12 protein-coding genes are annotated in these 21,062 nt (G+C 47.6%); 1 reads left to right on the top strand and 11 read right to left on the bottom strand.

The genetic code is table 11. From position 1 onward, the window contains the following. Positions 1-23 precede the first annotated feature (23 nt). Complete coding sequence (gene xerS, locus HYD27_RS04245) at positions 24-1,094, top strand: tyrosine recombinase XerS (protein ID WP_219211828.1); 1,071 nt, start codon at positions 24-26, stop codon at positions 1,092-1,094. 68 nt (positions 1,095-1,162) lie between these two features. On the opposite strand, the gene HYD27_RS04250 is transcribed toward xerS, so the two are convergent. The 11 genes from HYD27_RS04250 to HYD27_RS04300 form a co-directional block, all read right to left on the bottom strand. Further along, positions 1,163-1,390, bottom strand: coding sequence for an AAA family ATPase (locus tag HYD27_RS04250; protein WP_228744967.1), 228 nt, complete (start codon positions 1,388-1,390; stop codon positions 1,163-1,165). A 22-nt stretch (positions 1,391-1,412) separates the two neighbouring features. Continuing rightward, positions 1,413-2,780, bottom strand: a complete 1,368-nt coding sequence (locus HYD27_RS04255) for an MATE family efflux transporter (protein ID WP_219211830.1) — start codon at positions 2,778-2,780, stop codon at positions 1,413-1,415. A 151-nt stretch (positions 2,781-2,931) separates the two neighbouring features. Continuing rightward, positions 2,932-3,627: a MarR family winged helix-turn-helix transcriptional regulator gene (locus HYD27_RS04260; RefSeq protein WP_219211831.1), complete on the bottom strand. Its 696-nt coding sequence runs from the start codon at positions 3,625-3,627 to the stop codon at positions 2,932-2,934. A 248-nt stretch (positions 3,628-3,875) separates the two neighbouring features. Continuing rightward, complete coding sequence (locus tag HYD27_RS04265; RefSeq protein WP_219211833.1) at positions 3,876-5,126, bottom strand: glycosyltransferase family 2 protein; 1,251 nt, start codon at positions 5,124-5,126, stop codon at positions 3,876-3,878. 61 nt (positions 5,127-5,187) lie between these two features. Then, positions 5,188-5,778 (bottom strand): TVP38/TMEM64 family protein, encoded by a 591-nt coding sequence (locus HYD27_RS04270; protein WP_219211835.1) that lies wholly within the window; start codon positions 5,776-5,778, stop codon positions 5,188-5,190. A 291-nt stretch (positions 5,779-6,069) separates the two neighbouring features. Next, on the bottom strand, positions 6,070-8,316 hold the full coding sequence (locus tag HYD27_RS04275; protein WP_219211837.1) for a sensor histidine kinase: 2,247 nt from the start codon (positions 8,314-8,316) through the stop codon (positions 6,070-6,072). Further along, positions 8,303-9,001, bottom strand: a complete 699-nt coding sequence (locus tag HYD27_RS04280) for a response regulator transcription factor (protein WP_219211838.1) — start codon at positions 8,999-9,001, stop codon at positions 8,303-8,305. Before HYD27_RS04280 ends, HYD27_RS04275 begins: the two co-directional genes overlap by 14 nt. Further along, positions 8,955-9,416, bottom strand: coding sequence for a lysophospholipid acyltransferase family protein (locus HYD27_RS04285; RefSeq protein ID WP_219211839.1), 462 nt, complete (start codon positions 9,414-9,416; stop codon positions 8,955-8,957). Before HYD27_RS04285 ends, HYD27_RS04280 begins: the two co-directional genes overlap by 47 nt. Before the next feature lie 131 nt (positions 9,417-9,547). Further along, entirely contained in the window at positions 9,548-10,789 is a 1,242-nt protein-coding gene (locus HYD27_RS04290) for a glycosyltransferase (protein WP_219211840.1), read from the bottom strand. A gap of 309 nt (positions 10,790-11,098) precedes the next feature. Continuing rightward, a complete protein-coding gene (gene ppsA / locus HYD27_RS04295) occupies positions 11,099-13,711 on the bottom strand; it encodes a phosphoenolpyruvate synthase (protein WP_219211841.1) in 2,613 nt (870 codons plus the stop codon). Between the two features lie 384 nt (positions 13,712-14,095). Beyond that, on the bottom strand, positions 14,096-20,491 hold the full coding sequence (locus HYD27_RS04300; RefSeq protein WP_219211842.1) for a rhamnogalacturonan lyase family protein: 6,396 nt from the start codon (positions 20,489-20,491) through the stop codon (positions 14,096-14,098). Positions 20,492-21,062 lie beyond the last annotated feature (571 nt).

Here is a 21,062-nt window from a genome sequence, read left to right on the forward strand (position 1 = left end):
TTGTTACACGGAGGTTCGTACATATGGATAAGCAAATGAAAATGCACTACATGCAACGGATTGATGAAAAGCTGTCTGATTTACCCTGGTATGTTACAGAATTTATCGATAGCAAAAAACGCAAGCTGTCTCCAACGACACTTCTTAATTACTGCCATGATTACATTATTTTTTTCGATTGGCTTATTGCTGAGAATCAAGCTGCATCGAGTCGGAAAGAAATAAACTTAGAAACGCTGGAGCTATTAACTATCCGTGAGGTGGAAAACTTCTTGTCATTCCTGGATTATCAGCTTGGAAACAAGAAACTTACAATAAACCGCAAATTGTCCTCGCTAAAATCTTTGTTTGATTACCTTCAGAACAAGGCGGAAACAAGCGATCTGAAGCCTTATATTCAACGAAATGTAATGGCCAAAATGGACTTGAATGCCGTCAAGGAAAGCCAGGAAACCATAGCGAACCGCATTGAAGGAAAAATTCTTAGAGAAGATGATTTTGAAGCGTTCAGACAATTCGTGGCCCATGATTTTGGAGAAATGCATAAGGAGAACAAACGGATCTTTACGTTTCATCGCTTCAATCGCGAGCGTGATACGGCGATCGTTTCGCTGATATTGGGTTCAGGGCTTAGATTGTCCGAGGTTGCGGGCATTAATATGGATGATTTAGATATGAATAAAGCTTTAGTCCGAGTGATCCGTAAAGGTGATAAAGAACAATACGTTTACTTTAGCAAACAGGCTTTAATGGATTTAGAAAGTTATCTGCAGATCAGAGAAGCAAGATATTTACCAGAAAAAAACGAAAGCTTTTTATTCATTGCAGCTCCTGTTGGCCGTAAAGGAAAAAGCCGGCGTTTGACTGGTCGCTCGATTGAAAAGCTGATTGAAAAATATGCCGCTTCCTTTGGGAAACCTTCTTTAACAGTACATTCACTTAGACACTCGTTTGCAACGCGATACCATTTGGAAAACAACGATGTACCAAGGTTAAAGAATCAGTTAGGGCATTCATCTATACAAACAACTATGATATATACACACTTAACAGATGAAGAGATGCGTAATGCTGTAAATAACATGGATCGATAAAACCGCGGTGCTTCGCGGTTTTTCTGATACATATGCACAAAATCCGTATTTTATTCAAATGTGGCCGATTAGAATTTTATGCCGTCACTCAACTCTGTTTCAGCCCCCCAAATTCCCAGCTTGTTGGAAATCACATTGAGTAATGTGGATTTTCCGCTACCGTTATTGCCATACAACACAGTAATTCGATCAAACAAAAACACCTCTCCCGCCAAATGCTTAAAGACATAATCAGGGTATATGTTGGGATTTCGATCCGTATAATCAGAAAGCTTAAAGCTTCTCAAATAAATCATTGCAACACTCCTTCTGCCTTTCTTATATTTTTAATTCTATTTTACCTAAATTATCCACATCCGGCTGCAATTTGTTCCGCAGAACATACAGCATAATGGCACCAACTAGGAACGCGACGGCATCCGAAATGACGAGCGACCAGACTACCCCGTGGAAGCCGTTCAACCGATTGGCGATAAAGAGCACAGGAATCAGAGTAATTCCTTGGATAACTGACATAATAAACGCGGCGGTCCCTTGTGCTGTTGCCTGGAAGATCCCCGTAAACAATGCAGTCATTCCTGTAATAAACAGGGATAAGAACGTCACATGCAGAATGTAGCTGCCCATTTCAATTAATTGCGGGTCATCCGTAAATAAACCAATTAAGTGGTCGGAAATCAGATAGACGATAACGCCGAACACGGCTGCTAACGCCACAATTGTTTTAATCGTGAATTGAATGGTATGCTTCATGCGCAATTTATTCGCTGTAAAAGAGAACGCAATGAGCGGTACGACTCCCTCGCTTAAGCCCATCAGAATTAACTCGGGGAATTGCAATAAACGTGACGATATTCCAAACCCCGCCACAGCCTGCTCCCCATACTCGACCAAGAAACGGTTAAAAATGAGCGACATTGCCCCCATGAAGATACTCATAATAAAGACGGGAACGCCAATTTTGAATACATTGCTCAGAATGTCCTTGGTAGCCTTAAACCTTTTGATGGAGATCGTTAAGAATTTGCTCTTATATCCTATATGAAAGGCGTAGAATGCACTCGCAACCAGGTTAGAAATGACCGTAGCAGACGCAACGCCGATCACGTCCCAATGGAAGACGAAGATGACTAGCACATCGAGAATAATATTCACGACAACACTTAGAAGCATGCCGGTCATCGAGGTAATTGCTGCACCCTCCGAGCGCACGATATTCTCCAGGGTGAAGAATAATACGACGAATGGTGAACCAATAAGCATCATTGTGACATAGTCCTTTGTAAATCCAAAGGAGTCAGGCGTCGCCCCCAGCCCATGAACGATTGAATCGATGAGCGGGAGGCCAACGGCCATTGCGATAAGACCGAGAACCAGACTGCTGTAAAAGGCGAATGAAGACACATGCCTTACATCATCAACTTTTTTCTCTCCCAGCAAACGGGAGATGAATGCACTGCTGCCGACGCCAATCAGGTTGCCTAGCGCCATAATGACCGCGAATAACGGCAAGGTCAGTGCGAGTGCGGTTAACATGGCAGTGTTGCCCAGTGTGCCAAGGAAAAGGGCATTCAAGATGGAATATACGACACTCATTGATGTGCCTAGCATCATCGGGACAGCGAAGTGAGCTACGGCTTTTGCGACAGGTGCTTTTTCAAAGTAATGGAGGTTTTCTGCATCCATGCGGGTCACCACTTTCTTTATTTATATATTTTTAGTTTTCAAATTAACTTAGAATTCTAACTATTGACTTAAAAAGGCGCAATAAAATAAGGGCGCTGCTTAACGGCTTGTGGAAAGGCAGCACCCCTGCTGCTTGTTGTAAATGCTCTATTTACTTATCGTCCGGCTTATCGTCCGGGTCATGTGAGTTGTCCGGCGACGAATTTCTTCCATCTCTTGAAGGCCAGCCGAAACCATGCATCCCTCTGCCATGCCCTTCCCCGCCTCCAGGGAACCTTCCGCTAAAGCGTCCATCCCCAGAATTCCCCCACATTCTTTGCATCTGTTCGCGCATTGACATTAGTCTGTCAAATTCCTCTGCGCCAATCCGCTCCTTTGCGGCTTCCATCCAAATGGCCATTTCATCACGTCCTACGTCCGTTCCAAGTTCTTCCTCCAAAGCTGTAATGACGCGGACCAGGTACTCCCCGAAGCTAACCTGCTCTTCTGGCGATAGGCTGGAAAATATGCTGCCGCTGCCGATGTCGTGTTCCTCTTCCTCCCGTCCTTTTGGCGTCAGGTAAATCAATATGATTCGTTTGTCTGTTTCTGAAGGCTTGCGGGTGATGTATCCGGCTTTCTCCAGTTTGGCAAGCAATTCATTGAGGGAGGATACCCGGATGTCCAGCATATAGGATAAATCCTTTGTGCTGATCCCGTCTTTCATCCGGAGAAACGCCAGTATCCTGCCCTGCCCGCGTGACGTATCGGCCATAGGTCCAACGGCGGCATGGGTTTTCAAGTGATGTCTCTGCAGCAGCCATTGCAGTTTCGCGAGTTTTTCGTACAGTTCATTACTCATGTTCATAATGAAGCCTCCTTAATATGGATTGGATTAATTTATTTACGGTACCTGTTGATTATTAATATAACGGTACCTGTTGTATTTGTCAAAGGTTTTTTTACAGGTACCGTTAACATATTATCCGCGGTTTCCTTAAAAGAAAAAAGCCGCTAACTTAGCGACTTTTACCGAGACTCTGTGTCTTGTTCCACCGACATTAACAAATTATATTGACAGGCACCCGCTTATGGGCATCAAGATCGCAGTCCAACTTATAAATCCTCCAAGGTAAGCGCCCTTGTGTGCGCAATAGCCTCCCATTTCCGCTGCTTTTTTAGAAGACTGACAACATTAATTGGAAGCCAGCTTAATAAGAATAACATAAAAAAGCTAATTGCTCTGCAGAGTCCCCGGATTGTTTTTCTATTACTTGTATAAGTCACAAAAACAGCCAGTATACTGCATAACACTAATCCCAAAAACAAACCGAATGACAGAAACTGCGGCTGGTCCGTGAAGGAGGGCATAAAGAATTTACATCCCATAAGAACAGCTTGGCCCAACAATGCAGCTAAAGATAAAATGAAAATAACAGGACTCAAATAGGTCATTGCCAGATCAAAGCAAGCGGCACTGCGTTTATGAACAGCCTGTGAAAGCAAATCCCTGAGATAATATTTCGAGCTGTCAAAATTGCCCGTACTCCAACGTCTGCGCTGTTTCCATGATTGCTCAAATGTAAGAGGCTGCTCATCGTACACAATCGCATCGGACACATAATGCACTCTCTCTCCTGCAAGCACACATTGCGCGCTGAACTCATAATCCTCTGTAATTGTTCTTGTGTTCCATCCGCCAATTCTTTCAAGAAAAGCGGTTGTTACCATGAATCCGGTTCCCGTTATGAAACTTGAAAGCTTCAGAGCCTCTCTGCTGGCGTTGTAAAAACGGTCGATGATCCAAAAATAAATAGAAAAACTTGAAGCAATATCACTGTCAGTGGGATTCTTGCTGTCTTTAAAGCCTTGGGCGATGTGAGCGCCTGACAGCTTGGCATTATTCATTTTTTGCAAAAAATCTGAATGCACGATGTTGTCGGCATCAAAAACGCAGATGGCATCGTACTTCTTTTCGTTCAAACACCTCTTCACAAACTGGGACAGAACATCTCCTTTGGATCGTATTTCTCCAACCGGGTCAAAAATTTGTGCACCGCATGAAACGGCAAGCTCGCGGGTGTTATCGGTACAATTGTTAGGCGCTACAAAAATATCATACAAATCGGCAGGGTAATTCTGCTGCTGCAAGCTAAGGACCAGGTTTTCAATTACATCCGCTTCATTGCGGGCCGCTATCACCAGTGCGAATCGAGTGACAGGTGGCATTGTTTTTGTTTTTGTTTTTTTCTTCACCTCTCCTATCAGAGCAAGAGATATAAAATACGCTCCATATAAGCTTGTCAGCACGCCAATCCACTCAATCCAATGCTGTAACTGTATGATCATCGATGTTGAATCGTTCATTTATTTTCCCCCTTATGACGGGATTTCGGCGCAGTACCGGCCGGCAGCATCCACAAATCCCCTATCCGGTAATCCAGCTTATTGCACCAGACAAACCGGTACTGTATAAAAAAAGAGCACCCGGCTTGCACAGGATCAGGATGATGATAAATTTATGCAACTTCATCCCGCTGACACCAGCAAGCATGCACAGAAGATCATCCGGTGCTCCAGGCAGGAATATCCCTAAAGCAAACAGCTTCTCAAACCAGGCACTCTTGTCCAGCCAGCCAATATATTTCTGATAGATTCTGCCCGGTGTGATCTTTCGGATAAACGGTTTACCAAGTTGTCTGGACAGAAGGAACGCAATCACGGAACCCATGACAATGCCGGCATAGTTATAGAGGAAACCGTAAGCTGCCCCGAAAAGAAGCACTCCGTATGCGCAACTGATTCCACCAGGAAGAATGGGCAATACCACCTGAATAATTTGAATCAGGATGAATACCAGCGGTCCCCAAAAACCGGTCTGATCCATAAGCGTACGCAACGTTTCAAAAGAAGTGAACAGCCCCGCTTTGTATCCGTAAATGCAAAGCGCAATTATTCCCGGCAGGCCAGCAGTGGACAGGACGTTGACATTATTTTTAAAATGAATTTTTTTAAACATATGATCTGCCCGCTCTTTCCTCCCCCTTCAAGCGCATGATAATGATGTACAGTCAAATTATAAGAAAAGATTTAAAAGCTAAACCTTGTAGAATCCGAAAGAATTTCTAAAGAATGCATAACCGGCTCCTAACAGGTGTTTCAGCGAGAAATCGAAGAATCATTTAGTGTGCCAGGCATATAAATGCTTATATTTTTAAAAAGGCAGCGATTCTCTGTTATCGAGAATCGCTGCCTATCGTTTTTGGTCGCTGTTGCCCGTTTCTAAGTAAATTGTGCGGCTGCAAGTAAATTATTCTTGCTTTTTCTTCCATTCTACAATTGCTTTGAACAAGTCTCCGTCCAGCTCGATCCGGAAGCTTCCTCCCTGCAGTTCGACCAGATTCTTCACGATAGCCAGTCCCAGGCCCGAGCCTTCGGTGTGGCGTGACTTATCCCCGCGGACAAACCGCTCCATAATCTCGTCGGGAGTGAAATCAAGCTCCGAGCCGGAGACATTCTTAAATACGATTCTCACCTCTGTCTCCCTGTTCTCCACCTCAATATAGGCCCGGGAACCGGGAGACGCATATTTAATAATGTTTGTATAAAGATTTTCGAAAATGCGGAATGTTTTTTCGCTGTCCAGTGGAACGATTACCTTGTCTACCGGCAGCTGAAACCGGAGTTGAACACGGGAATCGGCGATTTGCTCGCTCAATTCAACCTGCACCTGCTTAATCAATTCAACCAAATCGACATCTATCAGATTCAGGCTAATATTACTGGTTGACGTCCGGGTGAATTCGAATAAATCTTCAATGAGCCGCTTCAGCCGCTGGGATTTGTTATTCAGGATGTCTACATACATGCGTTTTTCCTCATCCGAGACCTGCTCATCCTGCAGCAGGCCCACGTAAGTAATGATGGCTGTAACAGGTGTCTTCAAATCATGGGATACATTGGTTATCAAATCACTTTTCATTTTTTGACTTTTTATTTCCTCGTCCACAGCCCGTTTAAAGCCATCCTGGATTTTCCCCAGTTGTTCCTTCAATGGATTGAACAACCCTAAATCCCTGTTGATTGAAATCTCCAGATTTTTCTCCGCCATTTGCTGTGTGGCTTTGAAGAGAACGGCATAGTTGGTTCTTATATTGTTCATATACTTTCTTAGAGAATAGAACACGAAGAGGGAATAGGGAATCAGCAGGACAATTCCTAATAACCAAGTACTGCAAATCATTGCGAGGATTGCAAAATGAATCGCCAAAGTTTTGGCCAGCATTTTGTTGTAGGGATCTGACAGACTAAACGCTTTTAAAGAAACGATATGGCTCTGTACCATATTCATCATCCACCCGGACCATTTGCCGAGCAGCATATGTTCCCGGAAATAACGCTTTGCTCCTGTTTGAACGATTTGCAGTATCGATAAAGCTCCAAAATGCCAAATGGTTAAGATAACAAACCAGACTGATCCAATGAAGATTTGCGATAACGCCGTTTCCGATAGAGGTAAAATCCCCCTGCTTATTTCCCTGTACCAGATCAGGAGAGACGAGACAGTCCCGTCTGTAGCCCGAAAATTGCCCCGCGCGATTTCATCTGACCATTGCAGGAAGACATCATAGAAGAATACGGTTCCCGTCAATCCGATAATCCATATTTCCAAGGGGACTTTTGCCGCCCAGCCTCCAATTGCATACCAGCTTCTTCGAAACAGCAGCAAGGCCATAAGCGTTACACAGCCAACTGACAGCTGATAGACCATGCTGAATCCTGCTTCATTGAAGCTTTTGCTCTGAATGGAGGATACGCTGCTCTGGCTTGCGTAGAACTGCTCTTGCTTGGAGGCATAAACAACGGTGAAATCCAGTGGAGGAGCGATTTGAGCGATATATTGCCGCTGAGCCCCTTTTTCCTCGGCAAAAATCGTGTTATTCATTTCCAAGAGCAGCAGAGCATTTTGCTTCGACTCGTCCATTCCGTGCCATACAGGGATCTCCATTGTTCCGTCCGGCTGATACGTAATGACCGTATAGAAAGAATAAGTTCCGTTAAGCTGGACAGATTCCTGCGGATGATCTGCCAGCTCAATCAGCGACTGTTGAAGACTGTTGGTTGCCATCTTCCCCGTTTTATGATCAATCGCCAGATATTCGAGGTTGTAGTTTTTGAAGGTATTCTGAAAAAAATCCTGCTGCCAGTTATCTATAACCTCATTGAATCTGGAAATGAAATCTTCGACGTAATCGGATCTGTTGTCGCCGCTGTTTAAAGATTTTGGGAGAAACGCGTCCGAAGGCAGCAGGCCGTCTTCGCTATTCTGCCGTAAAATATCCCAGGATAAAGAATAATTCGCCTGGAACATCTTTTTCAAAAACTCGTCTTTCTGATGGTCTATAGCGCCAGAATCAGGATGTGCCTGCTGCTGCTCCAGGACCTCCGCTTTCTTCAATATCTCCGGATATGAAGCAACCGCTACTATCGACATGACTGCGATCAGCAAAAAGCGGAACATTCTGCCCGCCAGTCTGCTGCTGTTATTGTTTTTCAATTTTATATCCAACCCCCCAAAGAACCTTAAGATATTTCGGATTTTTCGGGTTAATCTCTATCTTTTCGCGGATATTCCGGATGTGGACCATAATCGTTTCTGTAGAGACTGCACGTTCATTCCAGACTCTCTCATAGATTTCCTCAGCAGGGTAGACCCGTCCCGGACTCTTGATCAAGAGCGCCAGGATTTTAAATTCAAGCGGGGTGAGCTTAACCGGATTACCGTCCAAGCTTACCTGCACTGAATCCTCGTTCAGCTCCAATCCGCCGATGGTATGAATATTCTCCTCATTTTTTGCAGTCAAAAAAGATAAGTATTTGGAATAACGGCGCAACTGCGAATTAACCCTCGCCAATAGCTCCATTGGAGCAAAGGGTTTGGTGATGTAATCGTCCGCTCCGATATTAAGGCCAGTGACTTTGTCTATTTCCTCCGATTTGGCAGTCAGAAAAATGACCGGGAAATCATAGGATTCCCTCAGCTTCATGGTCATTGTAACTCCATCCATCTCTGGCATCATAATATCGACAATCGCCAGATGAATCTCCTCTTTGGCAATGCAGGCCAGCCCCTCATATCCATTGGAGGCCTTGAATACCACATAACCCTGATTTTTTAAATAGATGCTTACACCCTCAAGAATTTCTTTGTCGTCTTCGACAATCAGCACGTGATAAGTCATGTCCATCCCCTTCTTTTTTAAACGATAAGACTTCACTTTTTACAGTTATGCTGGAAAAGGGTAAGGGGATGGCATACTTATCCCACCTCTTCCAGAGCCGAAGCACCCGGCTGTAATGAAAAGACACGCACACTACTTCCTTTTGCGCGGTTTCCGCCAGTTTGAACAGCAATTTCTTAGGACAATGAATGGGACCCGTTGGTCCGTCCAGAGCACCCGCCAATATTCCTTCGTCCTTGCCGATCCGCTGTAAAGCTTCTAAAAAATGGCGTATCCGTAACCCATCCGGCATCCGGACGGCCTCCGCCCCATAAACCTTCAACAGGCCTTCGATATAGCTGCCTCTTGCGTCTGTAGTAATGATAACCTTGATTCCTTTGAATTGCCCAGACAATTTTCTGAGCAGCAGCTGCATCGTTAAGCTGTCTCCGTGCCAAAAGCCGACTATAATATTATTCTGAAAATGTTCTTGATTCTGTACATCAAACAGGCTTGTTATGGCCACAAACCCTAAATAATGTGTCAGTATTTTGGAAATTACATGAACTAGCCTTGGGCAACCCATAGAACTCCCTGCCTTTCATTGCCCAAAACCTTCTGATACCCGTACTCAGCTGTTTTAGCAACGCTCGAATGAAGATAAAGCACAGCTTCTTTACGGGCTTCATCTGACATTTTTTTTCGTATATTGCTGTCCCCCAATAATTTCTCCAGATGGGATACCCATAGGAGAACATCATTTTCGGTTACAAAGCCATGCTCGCCATTTTCAACAATGTCGCTGACACCGCTGCCTTTCACCGCAAGGACAGGCAATCCTGCCGCCATAGCTTCCAACAGAACGATTCCTTGGGTCTCTGACTGCGATGCAAAGAGAAAGATACTGCAAGCTTGATAAAAGTTGCGGATTTCATTATGAGGGATGCTTCCAATAAATTCAAGATTGTCCTGCAGCCCAAGCTTAACAGCTTCTCTTTCCAGTTCAGCTTTGGCAGAACCGTCGCCAATAACTAAAAGCCGGAAGCAATCCCCTTTGTTCGCTTTCAATTGCTTCAGACCTTCGAGAATAAAATTAATATTTTTCTCCTTCTCCAGCCGGGATACTGTACAGAAGAGATATTTACCGGGTCTGCCGTATTGTACCCTGATTCTTTCAACCTCGTCGGCATTATATTGAAAGTCATATTCCGTAAGTCCGGTAGGCAATATCTCTATATCCGTTACGGTCCCATGCTCCTGAAGGAAATCCTTCATGCCGGGAGTCGGAGTGAAGACAAGATCACACCGGTTGGTGAAGAACCGATTATGCTGCAATACCAGCTTCCGGCATACCGAGAACACTTTGGCGCAAATGGACCGCACTGCTTTCAACCTGCTCCCGGTGCCGAGCTTCTGCAGCCTGTCAAGCATACCGATATAATGTAGATATTCCTCATACCGGGTATGAAAGGTGTACACTACCGGGAGGTTATACCTGCGCGCCAGACGCTGCGCCAATTGACCCATCAGCATCGGATGATGTACATGGATCAGATCAAACTCAAGAACGCAAAAGAAGGTTTCAATCGACAGATCAAAAATGTCAGGAACCACGATACCGCCTTTCAGTCTCTTTTTTCTGGAACGGTACCGTATAACAAAAGCTTCATCCTGCTCCGTCCCGTATCTGGGAGCAAACACATATACAGTATGCCCCAACTGCCGCAATCCTTGAGCAAGCCGTTCAATGGAAATAGGCACACCTCCTAAGAATGGCTTGTAATTATTGGTGAACATAGCGATTCGCATACAATCATTCCTCCTTGTTGACTACTGGCTCCATGGATTCTCCCCACTGTCCTTTGTTCATCCATGATAAAAGAAGGAACTAAAATTCCACTGCGGTTAAACCGAAAGATTTTCTAAAGAAACAAGATAAAATTCGAATTCCTTGTGATCCTGCTCGAATGATGTCCATGAACGATTGGACGGGCTTGAGCTTGTGTCCCGGAAACTCAAATCCCCACTGCCGCCAAGTTATTGGCCCATGCCGGGCGCACAACAAAGAACCCGCGCTGGGCGCGGGTTCTCATAAGATTCACTTAATTCACTGAACGGTTACAATATTTCGATATACCCTTCCGTTCCATGCACGCGAATTCGTTGTCCATCTATTATCAGTTTGGTAGCATTCTCCACTCCGACAACTGCCGGCAAGCCATATTCACGTGCAATCACTGCTCCATGGGTCATCAGTCCGCCAACCTCGGTGACCAGGCCTTTTATGGATACGAACAATGGGGTCCAGCTAGGGTCGGTAAAGGAGGTGACTAATATATCGCCATATTCCAGATCAGCAGCTTCCATGTTTAAGATGACACGTGCCCGTCCCTCTATTACTCCGGAAGAAACAGCCAGGCCCGCAATCGCTTCGGCTGGGAGATTTTCTCGCTTGTACTCACCCGCAATGATCTCACCGTCAGACGTGATAACACGCGGAGGAGATAGTTTTTCATATAATTTGTACTCGTCTTTACGTGTGCTGATGATCTGGTACTCCAGTTTATTGCTGCGTACGGCTTCGCGGAGCTCTTCAAAGGTGAGATAGTAGATATCTTCTTTTTCCTGAATGACGCCCGCTTGTACGAGTTGTTCGCCTTCTTTCAGTAAAGACTGTTTATAAACGAAGTAGCGATTTACCATGCCGTATTTTGGATATTCCCTAAACCCGCTAAAATTCCTGATCAGGCCGATCCTCCGTTTTGTGTCTTTGACTTTTTGTTCACCATCCGGCAATTGCTTCAACCGTTCCAATAACTCTTGTTCTTTTTTCATAGCTTCCTGCCGCCCTTGCTCAAATTTGCGGGTGCCGGCATCAGGCGCAAAGTTTTTGATATTACTGAGAAGCATGGGGATAAGTATAATTGGCCTTTCGCTCCAACGGGTTCTGGTAATATCGATTTCTCCGGCACATCGCATTCCGTATTTATCCAGATATGCACAGATAGCGTCCCGGGTTTCCTGCCCACCATCAAACTTAGCCAGTTCATCCAAATAGTTATCATCTGTTGTATGCTGTAAATAATCTATGACTTCCGGATAAGGACGAATCACGTCTGCGACATCCAGCAGCGCCAGCCCCATTTCCGAAGTAATATTGTTCTCTACAGATTGAGACAGCGTGTCTGCTGCGTTAGTTTCTCCAAGCCACTCGTTCATTTTTTCATTGATCCATGATGATGCATCCATTGCCGCCGTAATCACATCCAGGCTTTGCGGGTCAAAGAGAATCTTCTTTAATTGCGGGATATCTTCCAGAATAAAATCAAATAAATCCGGGCCTGTTTTCGTTTGGATGTTTTGTTGCAACTCTGCTACCGATGCTTGACTGCTCTTCATCAAAACAGGAACAATTGCCGGATCGGCTCCGGTTTGTGCTTGACCCGAAGACAATATACCTTTATTGCTTTCAACGGGACTCAGTGCTTTCCTGTCATCTGGTGAGGATTTTATAAAATCCCCCCGCTCTACGATGGTCATGAGTGCGTCTTTGATAAGCGGATCGGATTTTCCCAAGGCATCTATGACCATTTTTCCGCTGGCAGGAGAAGCCAAATGTGGTGTGACATCAACAAACAGCCTTCCGCCGGCGATACGCATGGGAGCAGAAGTCGTTAACAGGTAAAAAGACAATCCTAAGGGCTTCATAGGGTCGGTCATCATTTGTTGATGACTGACAGATACATAGACGCGATTTTCTTGATCCTTCGATTCAGGGATCGGGTATAGAGTAGTGATTGGCCGGCTCTGCACAACATAAAAGGTATCGCGGGCCAAACACCATTCAATGTCCTGGGGGGAACCAAAATAAGCTTCGATCTGTCTTCCGATGCGTGCCAGTTGTAAAATTTGTTGTTCAGTAAGTGTTTGAGCCTTTTGCTGATTGGGATCGATCTTCCTGATCTCTGTTCCGCCTTCTTTTAGTCCATAGACGGCCAATTTTTTGGCTGCTATCCTCTTATCGACGATTTGCCCTTCCTGTACCCTATAACAATCGGCAGATACCAAGCCGGAGACCAGCGCTTCTCCCAGTCCAAAACTGGCATCGATGGATAGCAGCTTTCGGTTAGAGGTCACCGGATCAGCGGTAAATAAAATCCCTGAAGCCTGCGGAAAAACCATTCTTTGAACGATAACGGATAAATAAACCTGACGGTGGTCAAATCCGTTATGCATCCGGTAGATTACCGCGCGGTCCGTAAATAGCGAAGCCCAACACTTGCTGATATGCTGCAAGATTGCTTCCCTGCCGATAATATTTAAATAGGTGTCTTGTTGACCGGCAAAAGAGGCATGCGGCAAATCTTCAGCTGTCGCACTGGAGCGCACTGCAAAGCCAAGTTCCTCGCCAAACCGGGAGAGATAGTGAGTAACTGCTCTCACCACACCGGAAGGAATTTCTGCGTCCATAATGATTTGCCGAATCTTCTTGCTGATTTCACCAACCTGCTCTCGATCTTCAGCTTTCAGCAAGGTTAGCCGGTCCAACAAAGCATAATACATTTCGTTGTGCTCAAGGGCTTTTTGATATCCCGCTGTTGTAACACAAAATCCTTCCGGCACTTGTATTCCTTCGATTTTTGATAACTCCCCTAAATGCAGCCCTTTTCCGCCAACGAGCAAAAGCTGCGTATTGTCCAATTCCTGAAAACCGAGAACCAAAGAGCTCATTCAATATCTCCCCTAACCATTAAATTAAGTAGAACCGGCTACGCCGTCCTTATAAAGGACGGGGTGTTTCAGCGAGAAATAGAAGGATTATTTAGTGTGCCAAGCCTATAAAGTCTTATCTTTAAAAAAAACATTTGACAAGAGCTTAGCGGCATGGTACATTTAAAATATAAAATGTGATATTTTTGTAAACTAAAGATTACAAAGTCGTGAACCGATTATATCATCGTGTCCGTTTATATGCAATATAAAAGAACCTGATAAAACTATCCAGGTTCTTTTTGCTTTTCCGCAATAGGTGTCTCTTCCCTCAAGCTTAAAAAAAGAAAAGCCCGGAATCCGGACTTTTCGTAATTTGTATCTTCTGCCGGGCGCCTGACCAGGCTATTTACGTACTGTTACTATCATCTTCTCCGTTCTGGTTTCACCCGCCGGGTTGCGTAACACCACCTCGTATTCATAGGTTCCTGGAGCCTTATCAGAGATTGCCGTCACCGCCGACTGTGCGCCGGGCGTATGCGGCTGCAGAGATTGTGAGTCTACCAGGACTCCATTTTCGTAAAGCTCATATTCGGCAGCATTGGTACCCCACCACAGATTCATACTGACATTAAAGCTGCCGTCTCCATCCCAGTTGTCGTTTGACAATACCGCTTGCCCCGGGGAGGCATCTGTGACGACTACAGTCAGCGGCACGCTCGTGGCCGTACCCAGTGCATTGATCAGTTCACCAGTATAGACATACGTACCGTTCCGCTTGCCGGCAATGCCGATCTGTACGGACTGGGCGGCCGGAGACTGGTCTGTCAAAGGCACTTCTGTGAGCAACTCGCCGTTCTCATACAGCTTGAACCGGGTGCCGTTATTGCCCCACCAGAGATTCATCGTGATGGTGTAATCTCCGTCTCTCAGCCCGGTATCATGACCGTTATTATCGGACAGCACAGGAGTGCCGGGAGCGCTGCCCGCGAGCGGGGTCGCCTGGCTGATCCATGCAGCCCACTTATGCAGCACATCCGCTTGGTCCGCCGTAAAGATCTGATCTCTGACGGCATCGACATCATTGCTGTAGGCCTCAAGGAGCTGGCGTGCCTTCGCACCTTCATGGGCAATCGCCGCCTGTTCCGCCTGCAGCAGCTTGCCGGCGAGCTGCTCGGCAATTGCCCCGGCGCCCGGATCTTCCGATTCACCCGCAAAGCCGCGCGTCAGCCTAGCCAGACTTGCGAAGTTAGCGGTAATTCCAAAACTGAAGTCTACGCTCGCTTCCCGGCCCGCTAAGTCGGAGACCGCAGCGGTTACTTCATGCCGGCCGGGCTCCAACGTATAAGCCGGAGTATTCAGCAGCACGCCGCTTGATTCCGCCACGCCGGACAGCGTGTCAGAAGCCGTATAGGTGATCTCTACCCGCTCATCAATCGTATATTCCGTGTGGCCCTGGATGTCGATGGCCGGAGGCGCTAGATCGATCGGCACGGAAAGCGACTGCCCGGTCTCCTTGTTGCCGTCCAGGTCGACGCTCCAGTAAGTCACGGTGTGCTTGCCCTCATCATTTAAAGCCAGATTCGTGCCGCTCAGAATCTCACCGCCATCAACCTGATAGTAGGTCGCGTCTACTCCGGGATGTTCATCGGTTGCAGTAAACGTCACTTCTACCGCCGAAGTATACCACCCGTTCTGTGATTCTCCTTCCACTGCCGCGGTCGTATGCGGCGCTTGGTGGTCCGAAGGCTCCTCTTCCAGTGTAACAAAAGCAGAAAGCGGAATATTCAGCTCTTGCACAAGCCGTGCCACCATCTCGGATACCTTGACCGCACCGTTCATCTGAAGATGTGTATTATCCTCGGTTGTACCTACCCACATGAAAATAGATTTAGTGCCTTCAGGCCCAAGCTCCTGGAAATATTCCCAGCTGGCCTGATTCAGATCAATTAATAAGGTTCCGGTTTCCTGTGCGGTCTCCTTCATTGCCTGCACATATTCCGGGAAGCTCTTGTTCAATATCTCTCCGGTAAAATCGCGTCTGTTCACAGGCGTGACCAGTACCGGAATTGCGCCCCTCTGCACAGTGCCGTTAATGTAATCTTTCAGATATACCTTGAATTCCTCCGGCGTAAGATAACGTTCAGGACGGGAGGGCGTGGAATCATTATGAGACCACTGCATGAACAGATAATCCCCCTCGTGAATGCCCAGCAGAATATCGTTGAGATATCCGCCTACAAGGAAGGTTTTGCTGCTTAACCCGCTGACCGCCCGGTTATCGATACTGATCTCATCCGGATCGAAGTACCCTTTAAGCGTTTCGCCCCATCCGGCTTGCGGACGATAGCTTTCCGCATAATTGGCCACCGTGGAATCGCTTGCCAGATAAATAACCGGCTGATGCCCTGCACCGTTGTCAGGCAGACGCTCGATCTTCAGTGCATTGATCTTCGGTGTGCTGCCCGGGAAGGTAAAGTCAAAGATACCGTCAATAAGGGCAATGTCATACGAAACTTCAGTAAACTCGCCAGAAGGTACGGCGGTAACCGGCAATTTTGGCATTTGTTCCACAACAGCGCCTGCATTGGTTGATTCTTGCGCATCGCCAATGGTCATTGTTACCCGGTAATTAGCCGGCTCCATTTCCACGAGGAAGGAGGTGCCGTTCACACGCGTGAAATCTTCCTTCAGGTGATCCCCGGTTTCCCGGTTCTCGTCCTGGACCAGAGCGGTATCGGCGAAGCCATAACCGTTTCCTTCCACATAAGCTCTCTTGGCGTCTACCTTCGTGTAGCCTTCAGCTGCAATTCCGGAGCCGAAATCGAATTTGTACCCGCTAATCCCGCCTGCCGGTTCGCTTGTCAGCGAATCCCTCGCGACCGTCAGCATGTTAAAGGCATGATCGACCCGGGCCTGTGTCGCTTCTGTACCGATGACCGCCTCCGCAGCCGCCAAGGCTCTATTCAGCACCGCTGCGGAGGCTTCCGTATAAGCTGACAGATCCAATGCTTTCACCTCATTATGCAATGCTATCAGCGCCGTCTGATCGCCTGCAGCCGGCGGAAGCTTTGTACCTTCGAGCTTCACATTGTCGATCTGGGTGGTCCAGTCCAGTGTGCCGCCGCCGCTTTTTCTCGTTCCCAAGAGCCGGATACCCCTTACGTTATTGGTGTAGACTCCGGGACTCATTGGAATATCCCCGATCGTCTGCGTGATACTTGGGTCAGCCAGACTCGTCAATGTCAAATCGATTCTTTTCTCGGCAAAGTTAATATTGGCATTCACATTGACCCATTCGTTTTTCCGGATGCTTGTGGCGGTGCCGCCATCAGGTACAGCTGTAGTGCCGGTTCCGTAATCAGCTGTATACGGGCCGACAAAATAATGGATTTTTGTATTTGGATCTGTGGAGCCGGTTTTTGTTAACAGAGTGAAAATGATATTCTCGTTCGCATCCTGGAGCGACAGATGTCCTTCGGACGGGGCCGCGCCTACATTGCCGGACTGCCAGTCGAAATTAACATTGACGATGTCGCCGTTCACCGCGTCGAACAAACGGAACACCTTCGCACGGTTACCGGAGCCGGAACCGGCAACGGACAGCACCTTGTTCCCGTTCTGCTCTACGACAGTTCCCGCCATCTGTCCGGCGATACCTGTGGCATTCACCATTGAATACTGTGCGGCGGCAGGATCGCCCTCAAAGTTCTCCTCATAGACCTGGAGCTCCGGTTCCGGCTCAGGCTCCGAAATGTCCGGGTCAATGACATACGGCGAAATGCTTAGATCCATATCTTTCACAGCTCCTGCAACCAATGAGGCAATGATCTGCGCGCCGTAGCTGCTGAAATGCGTATTATCGCCCACACCATCCGGGTATTTCGGATATTCGCCCGGGTTGGCGTACAGGAAGATTTTCTCCGTAGCGCTCAGACCGACCTGATCATAATAAGCGATGCTTAGCGTGCTCAAATCAATCAGCGGCACGTTCAGCTCTTCCGCCGCTTCTTTGGCCGCCTTCACGTATTCCGGGAAGCTTACATTAAATTCCTGGGTGGTTGTATTGAAATCTCTGCGCCCTACCGGAGTAAGCAGCACCGGTGTTGCGCCGCGCTGTCTCGCGCCGTTCACATAACGGGCCAAGTAGGTTTTATAATCCTCCGGAGACGCATAGCGGTCCGGAATTCCTATGCTGGCATCATTATGGCCGAAGGAAATAAAGAAGAAGTCCCCCGGCTTGATCCGCTGCAATATCGAATCCAGACGGCCGTCAGCCATAAACGATTTGCTGCTTCTGCCGCCGATCGAATCGTTCTGGACCACTACGCCATTTGAGAAGTAGCGTCCGAATTGCTGGCCCCAGCCTTCCTGCGGAGCCTGCGCCGCACTGTAAGACTGCATCGTCGAATCGCCGGCCATATATATCGTTGTTCCGGTTCCCTGCACTTTCTCCGGGTACCTCGCAATGATGATTTCCTGCACATCAATGGCCGTGCCGGAGAAGATGAACTCCAGCTGCCCGTCTACCAGCGCAACGTCATAGGAATATTCCAGGGGGTCTCCCGCGTTCACGCGGGTCACGGCCAGCTTCTGAACGAATTCGGACTTGACGCCTACGTTCGAGTCATGGGCAGCATCCCCCAGTCTGAGCGTTACTTTGTAATTGGCATTGGGCAGATCAACTAAGAATTTGGCGTTCTCCGGCAGAGAAACCTGGCTTGCGCCTGCCGCAATGCCGCTTGTATTCTCGAAGCCGTATCCCGCAGCCTGTGCATAAAGGGTATCCTGCACGTCGGTTGTGCCGGCTGCCGGAGCCGTGCCGAAATCAAAGTGATAGACCTCTTCAGGCGATTCTTCTGCTCCGGTAAGAGTTAGATTCGCTTTAGGAAAATCCGTCGCTTCCGCCCCGAGATAAAATCCGGTATGGGGAGGCTGGTTGTAGCTTACATTTTGCCAGGCTACGCCCAGCCGGTATACCGGATCCTGCATCAGCGCGGGAATCCGGTAGCCCGTTGGGATTGTCGTCGTATAGAGTCTGTATTCCGTGCTGTCTTCGCTTCTGAGCAGAATTTCCTCGCGCCAATCTCCCAGTATATCCGCCTGGATGGCCGGACTTCCTTTGGTGTAATTATTGGTCAAGGCGCCCGTTGCCCGGAAGATCTCCTTCAGCTGCTTATTCTCGTAATCCCACTTGTAAATGAGCGGAATTCCTGTCCCGGTGCTGTTGTCCCAATCGTGATCGAACAGCTCACGCTCAAGGTCTCCATCCCACCAAACCGCAAAATTGGCGCTTTTCGGCGCTTCGTTCTGTTCATAAATGGCTTCTCCGCTGGCTGCATATACGCGGGTCAAGGGTTCCATTTGTCCGTCGACTATCGTGGAGGCCCAGGATTCGTATCCCGGATAATTCGGATCAATATCAGCGGACATTCCGCGGCCGGTATCTCTGCCTGTATTCTCACCCCAGAGGATTTCACCTGTAGCGGCATCGCGCATCTCAAGCCCGTATGCAGCACCCGAGTGTTCATGCACGCTGACGACCTGGTAACCGGCGCGATTCGGATCGAGCTTGCCGGCGTGCATAGCGTCGCCATGGCCGAGTCCGGTGCTGTAGAGCAGGGTTCCGTCGTCGTCAATCGCAAGTGCGCCGTACATGATTTCATCTTTACCGTCAGCGTCAGCATCAAGCACGCTTAAATTATGATTGCCTTGTCCTTCATATTGCGCTCCGGCTTCGTTAGTGTCGAATGTCCAACGCTTCACCAGTTCGCCGCCTGCATAGTCGTAAGCGGCGAGCACGGTACGCGTGTAGTAGCCGCGGGCCATAACTACGCTTGGCTTCACGCCATCCAAATAGGCAACGGCGCCCAAAAAGCGGTCTACACGGTTGCCGTATCCGTCGCCCCATGCGCTTACATCGCCTCTTGGCGGGTCGTAAGGGACGGTAGACACGGCTGCTCCGGTTTCACCGTCAAACAGCGTCAGATATTCAGCCCCCGACAGGATATATCCGCTTTCGTTGCGGTAATCCTTGGTGCCGTCGCCGATCACATTACCTTGTCCGTCCTTCGTGCCATCCGCCGTTTTGACGACGACCTCGGCTTTGCCGTTACCGTCCAGATCATACACCATCAGCTGTGTATAATGCGCTCCGGCGCGGATGTTGACGCCCATGTCGATCCGCCAGAGACTGGTGCCGTCCAGCTCAATGGCATCGATATAGACATTTCCGGTATAGCCTGCCTGGGAATTATCCTTCGAGTTGCTCGGGCTCCACAAGAAAACGATTTCATAATTGCCGTCCCCATCCAAATCCGCCACGGAAGCATCTCCGGCATAGTAGGAATACGTGCCGCCGTCCTTGGTGCGGCCGTCGGCCGGTTTATTCAGCGGAACGGGCAAATAGTCGTTATGCCACACCGATGCCGTCTCCGGCTGCATTTCTTCCTTACCGCCGATAACAGTGGAAATCTGATACCGGGAACTGTCCGCGCCAGTTGCATCCACATAATTTGTAGAGTCGCTGATGGGAGCCGAATTTACTTTATATCCGTTTTTGTATACATTGAAAGCGATATCATTTGTATCCGTATTCAAATACCGCCAGCTTAAAAAGACCCCGTTACCGGTCAGTACCGCGACTAATCCACGGTTCAGATACTCGGCCTGACGGGCGGGGAGATTGTCCGCTGACTCTGCATTAGCCGGAGATGGCGGGACGGCAAGCGGAATTACTATCAGAAATGATAAAAAGATTGCAAGCATTGATTTCTTGATGGAAATCATTTTTACACCCATGTACTTAAATCCTCCTATTCATCTAAAATCTGAATAAAACACAACGGTGCCACATCAATCCCATGAGCTTCAACTTGGGAGGATCACCCCCTTTCACGTGTCTTCCATATTGAACGGTTAAACTTTGTCTCCAAATATGCACAAGTGTATCAAATGCTGGGAATAGATTCTTCGCAAAAAAACGCACTTTAGGCCTAAAATCGACTTTTTATTTTTGGGCTTAATTAAAATAGACGCTGTTTTATTCGTAACAAAATAACCCCACAAAGCGGGGCCTTGGCTTCGATGATGACTCAGGTACTTTGCGGGGACCCCAAAACATAAATTCTTCTCATGAACAAAACGGCTATGCCGTCCTTGACTGGCCAGCGCAGCCGTTTGAGATTTCAAATTCAAGGTTGGCTGCCGGGACCGGCCGGCGGCAAGCCCAAGTGGAAAAAGTGAACTTCATTCTTCCTAAATACCCTTCATCGCAAGCGTTAGTGGGAAAAAGGATACCTAATTCATCCGATTCTACCCTCTACAGGGAAATACACTGAAATTAATTTTACTTTTTCCCACTATTGCCTCT

It is taken from the genome of Paenibacillus sp. S150, assembly GCF_019352175.1.
Classification (GTDB): Bacteria; Bacillota; Bacilli; order Paenibacillales; family Paenibacillaceae; genus Paenibacillus_AQ.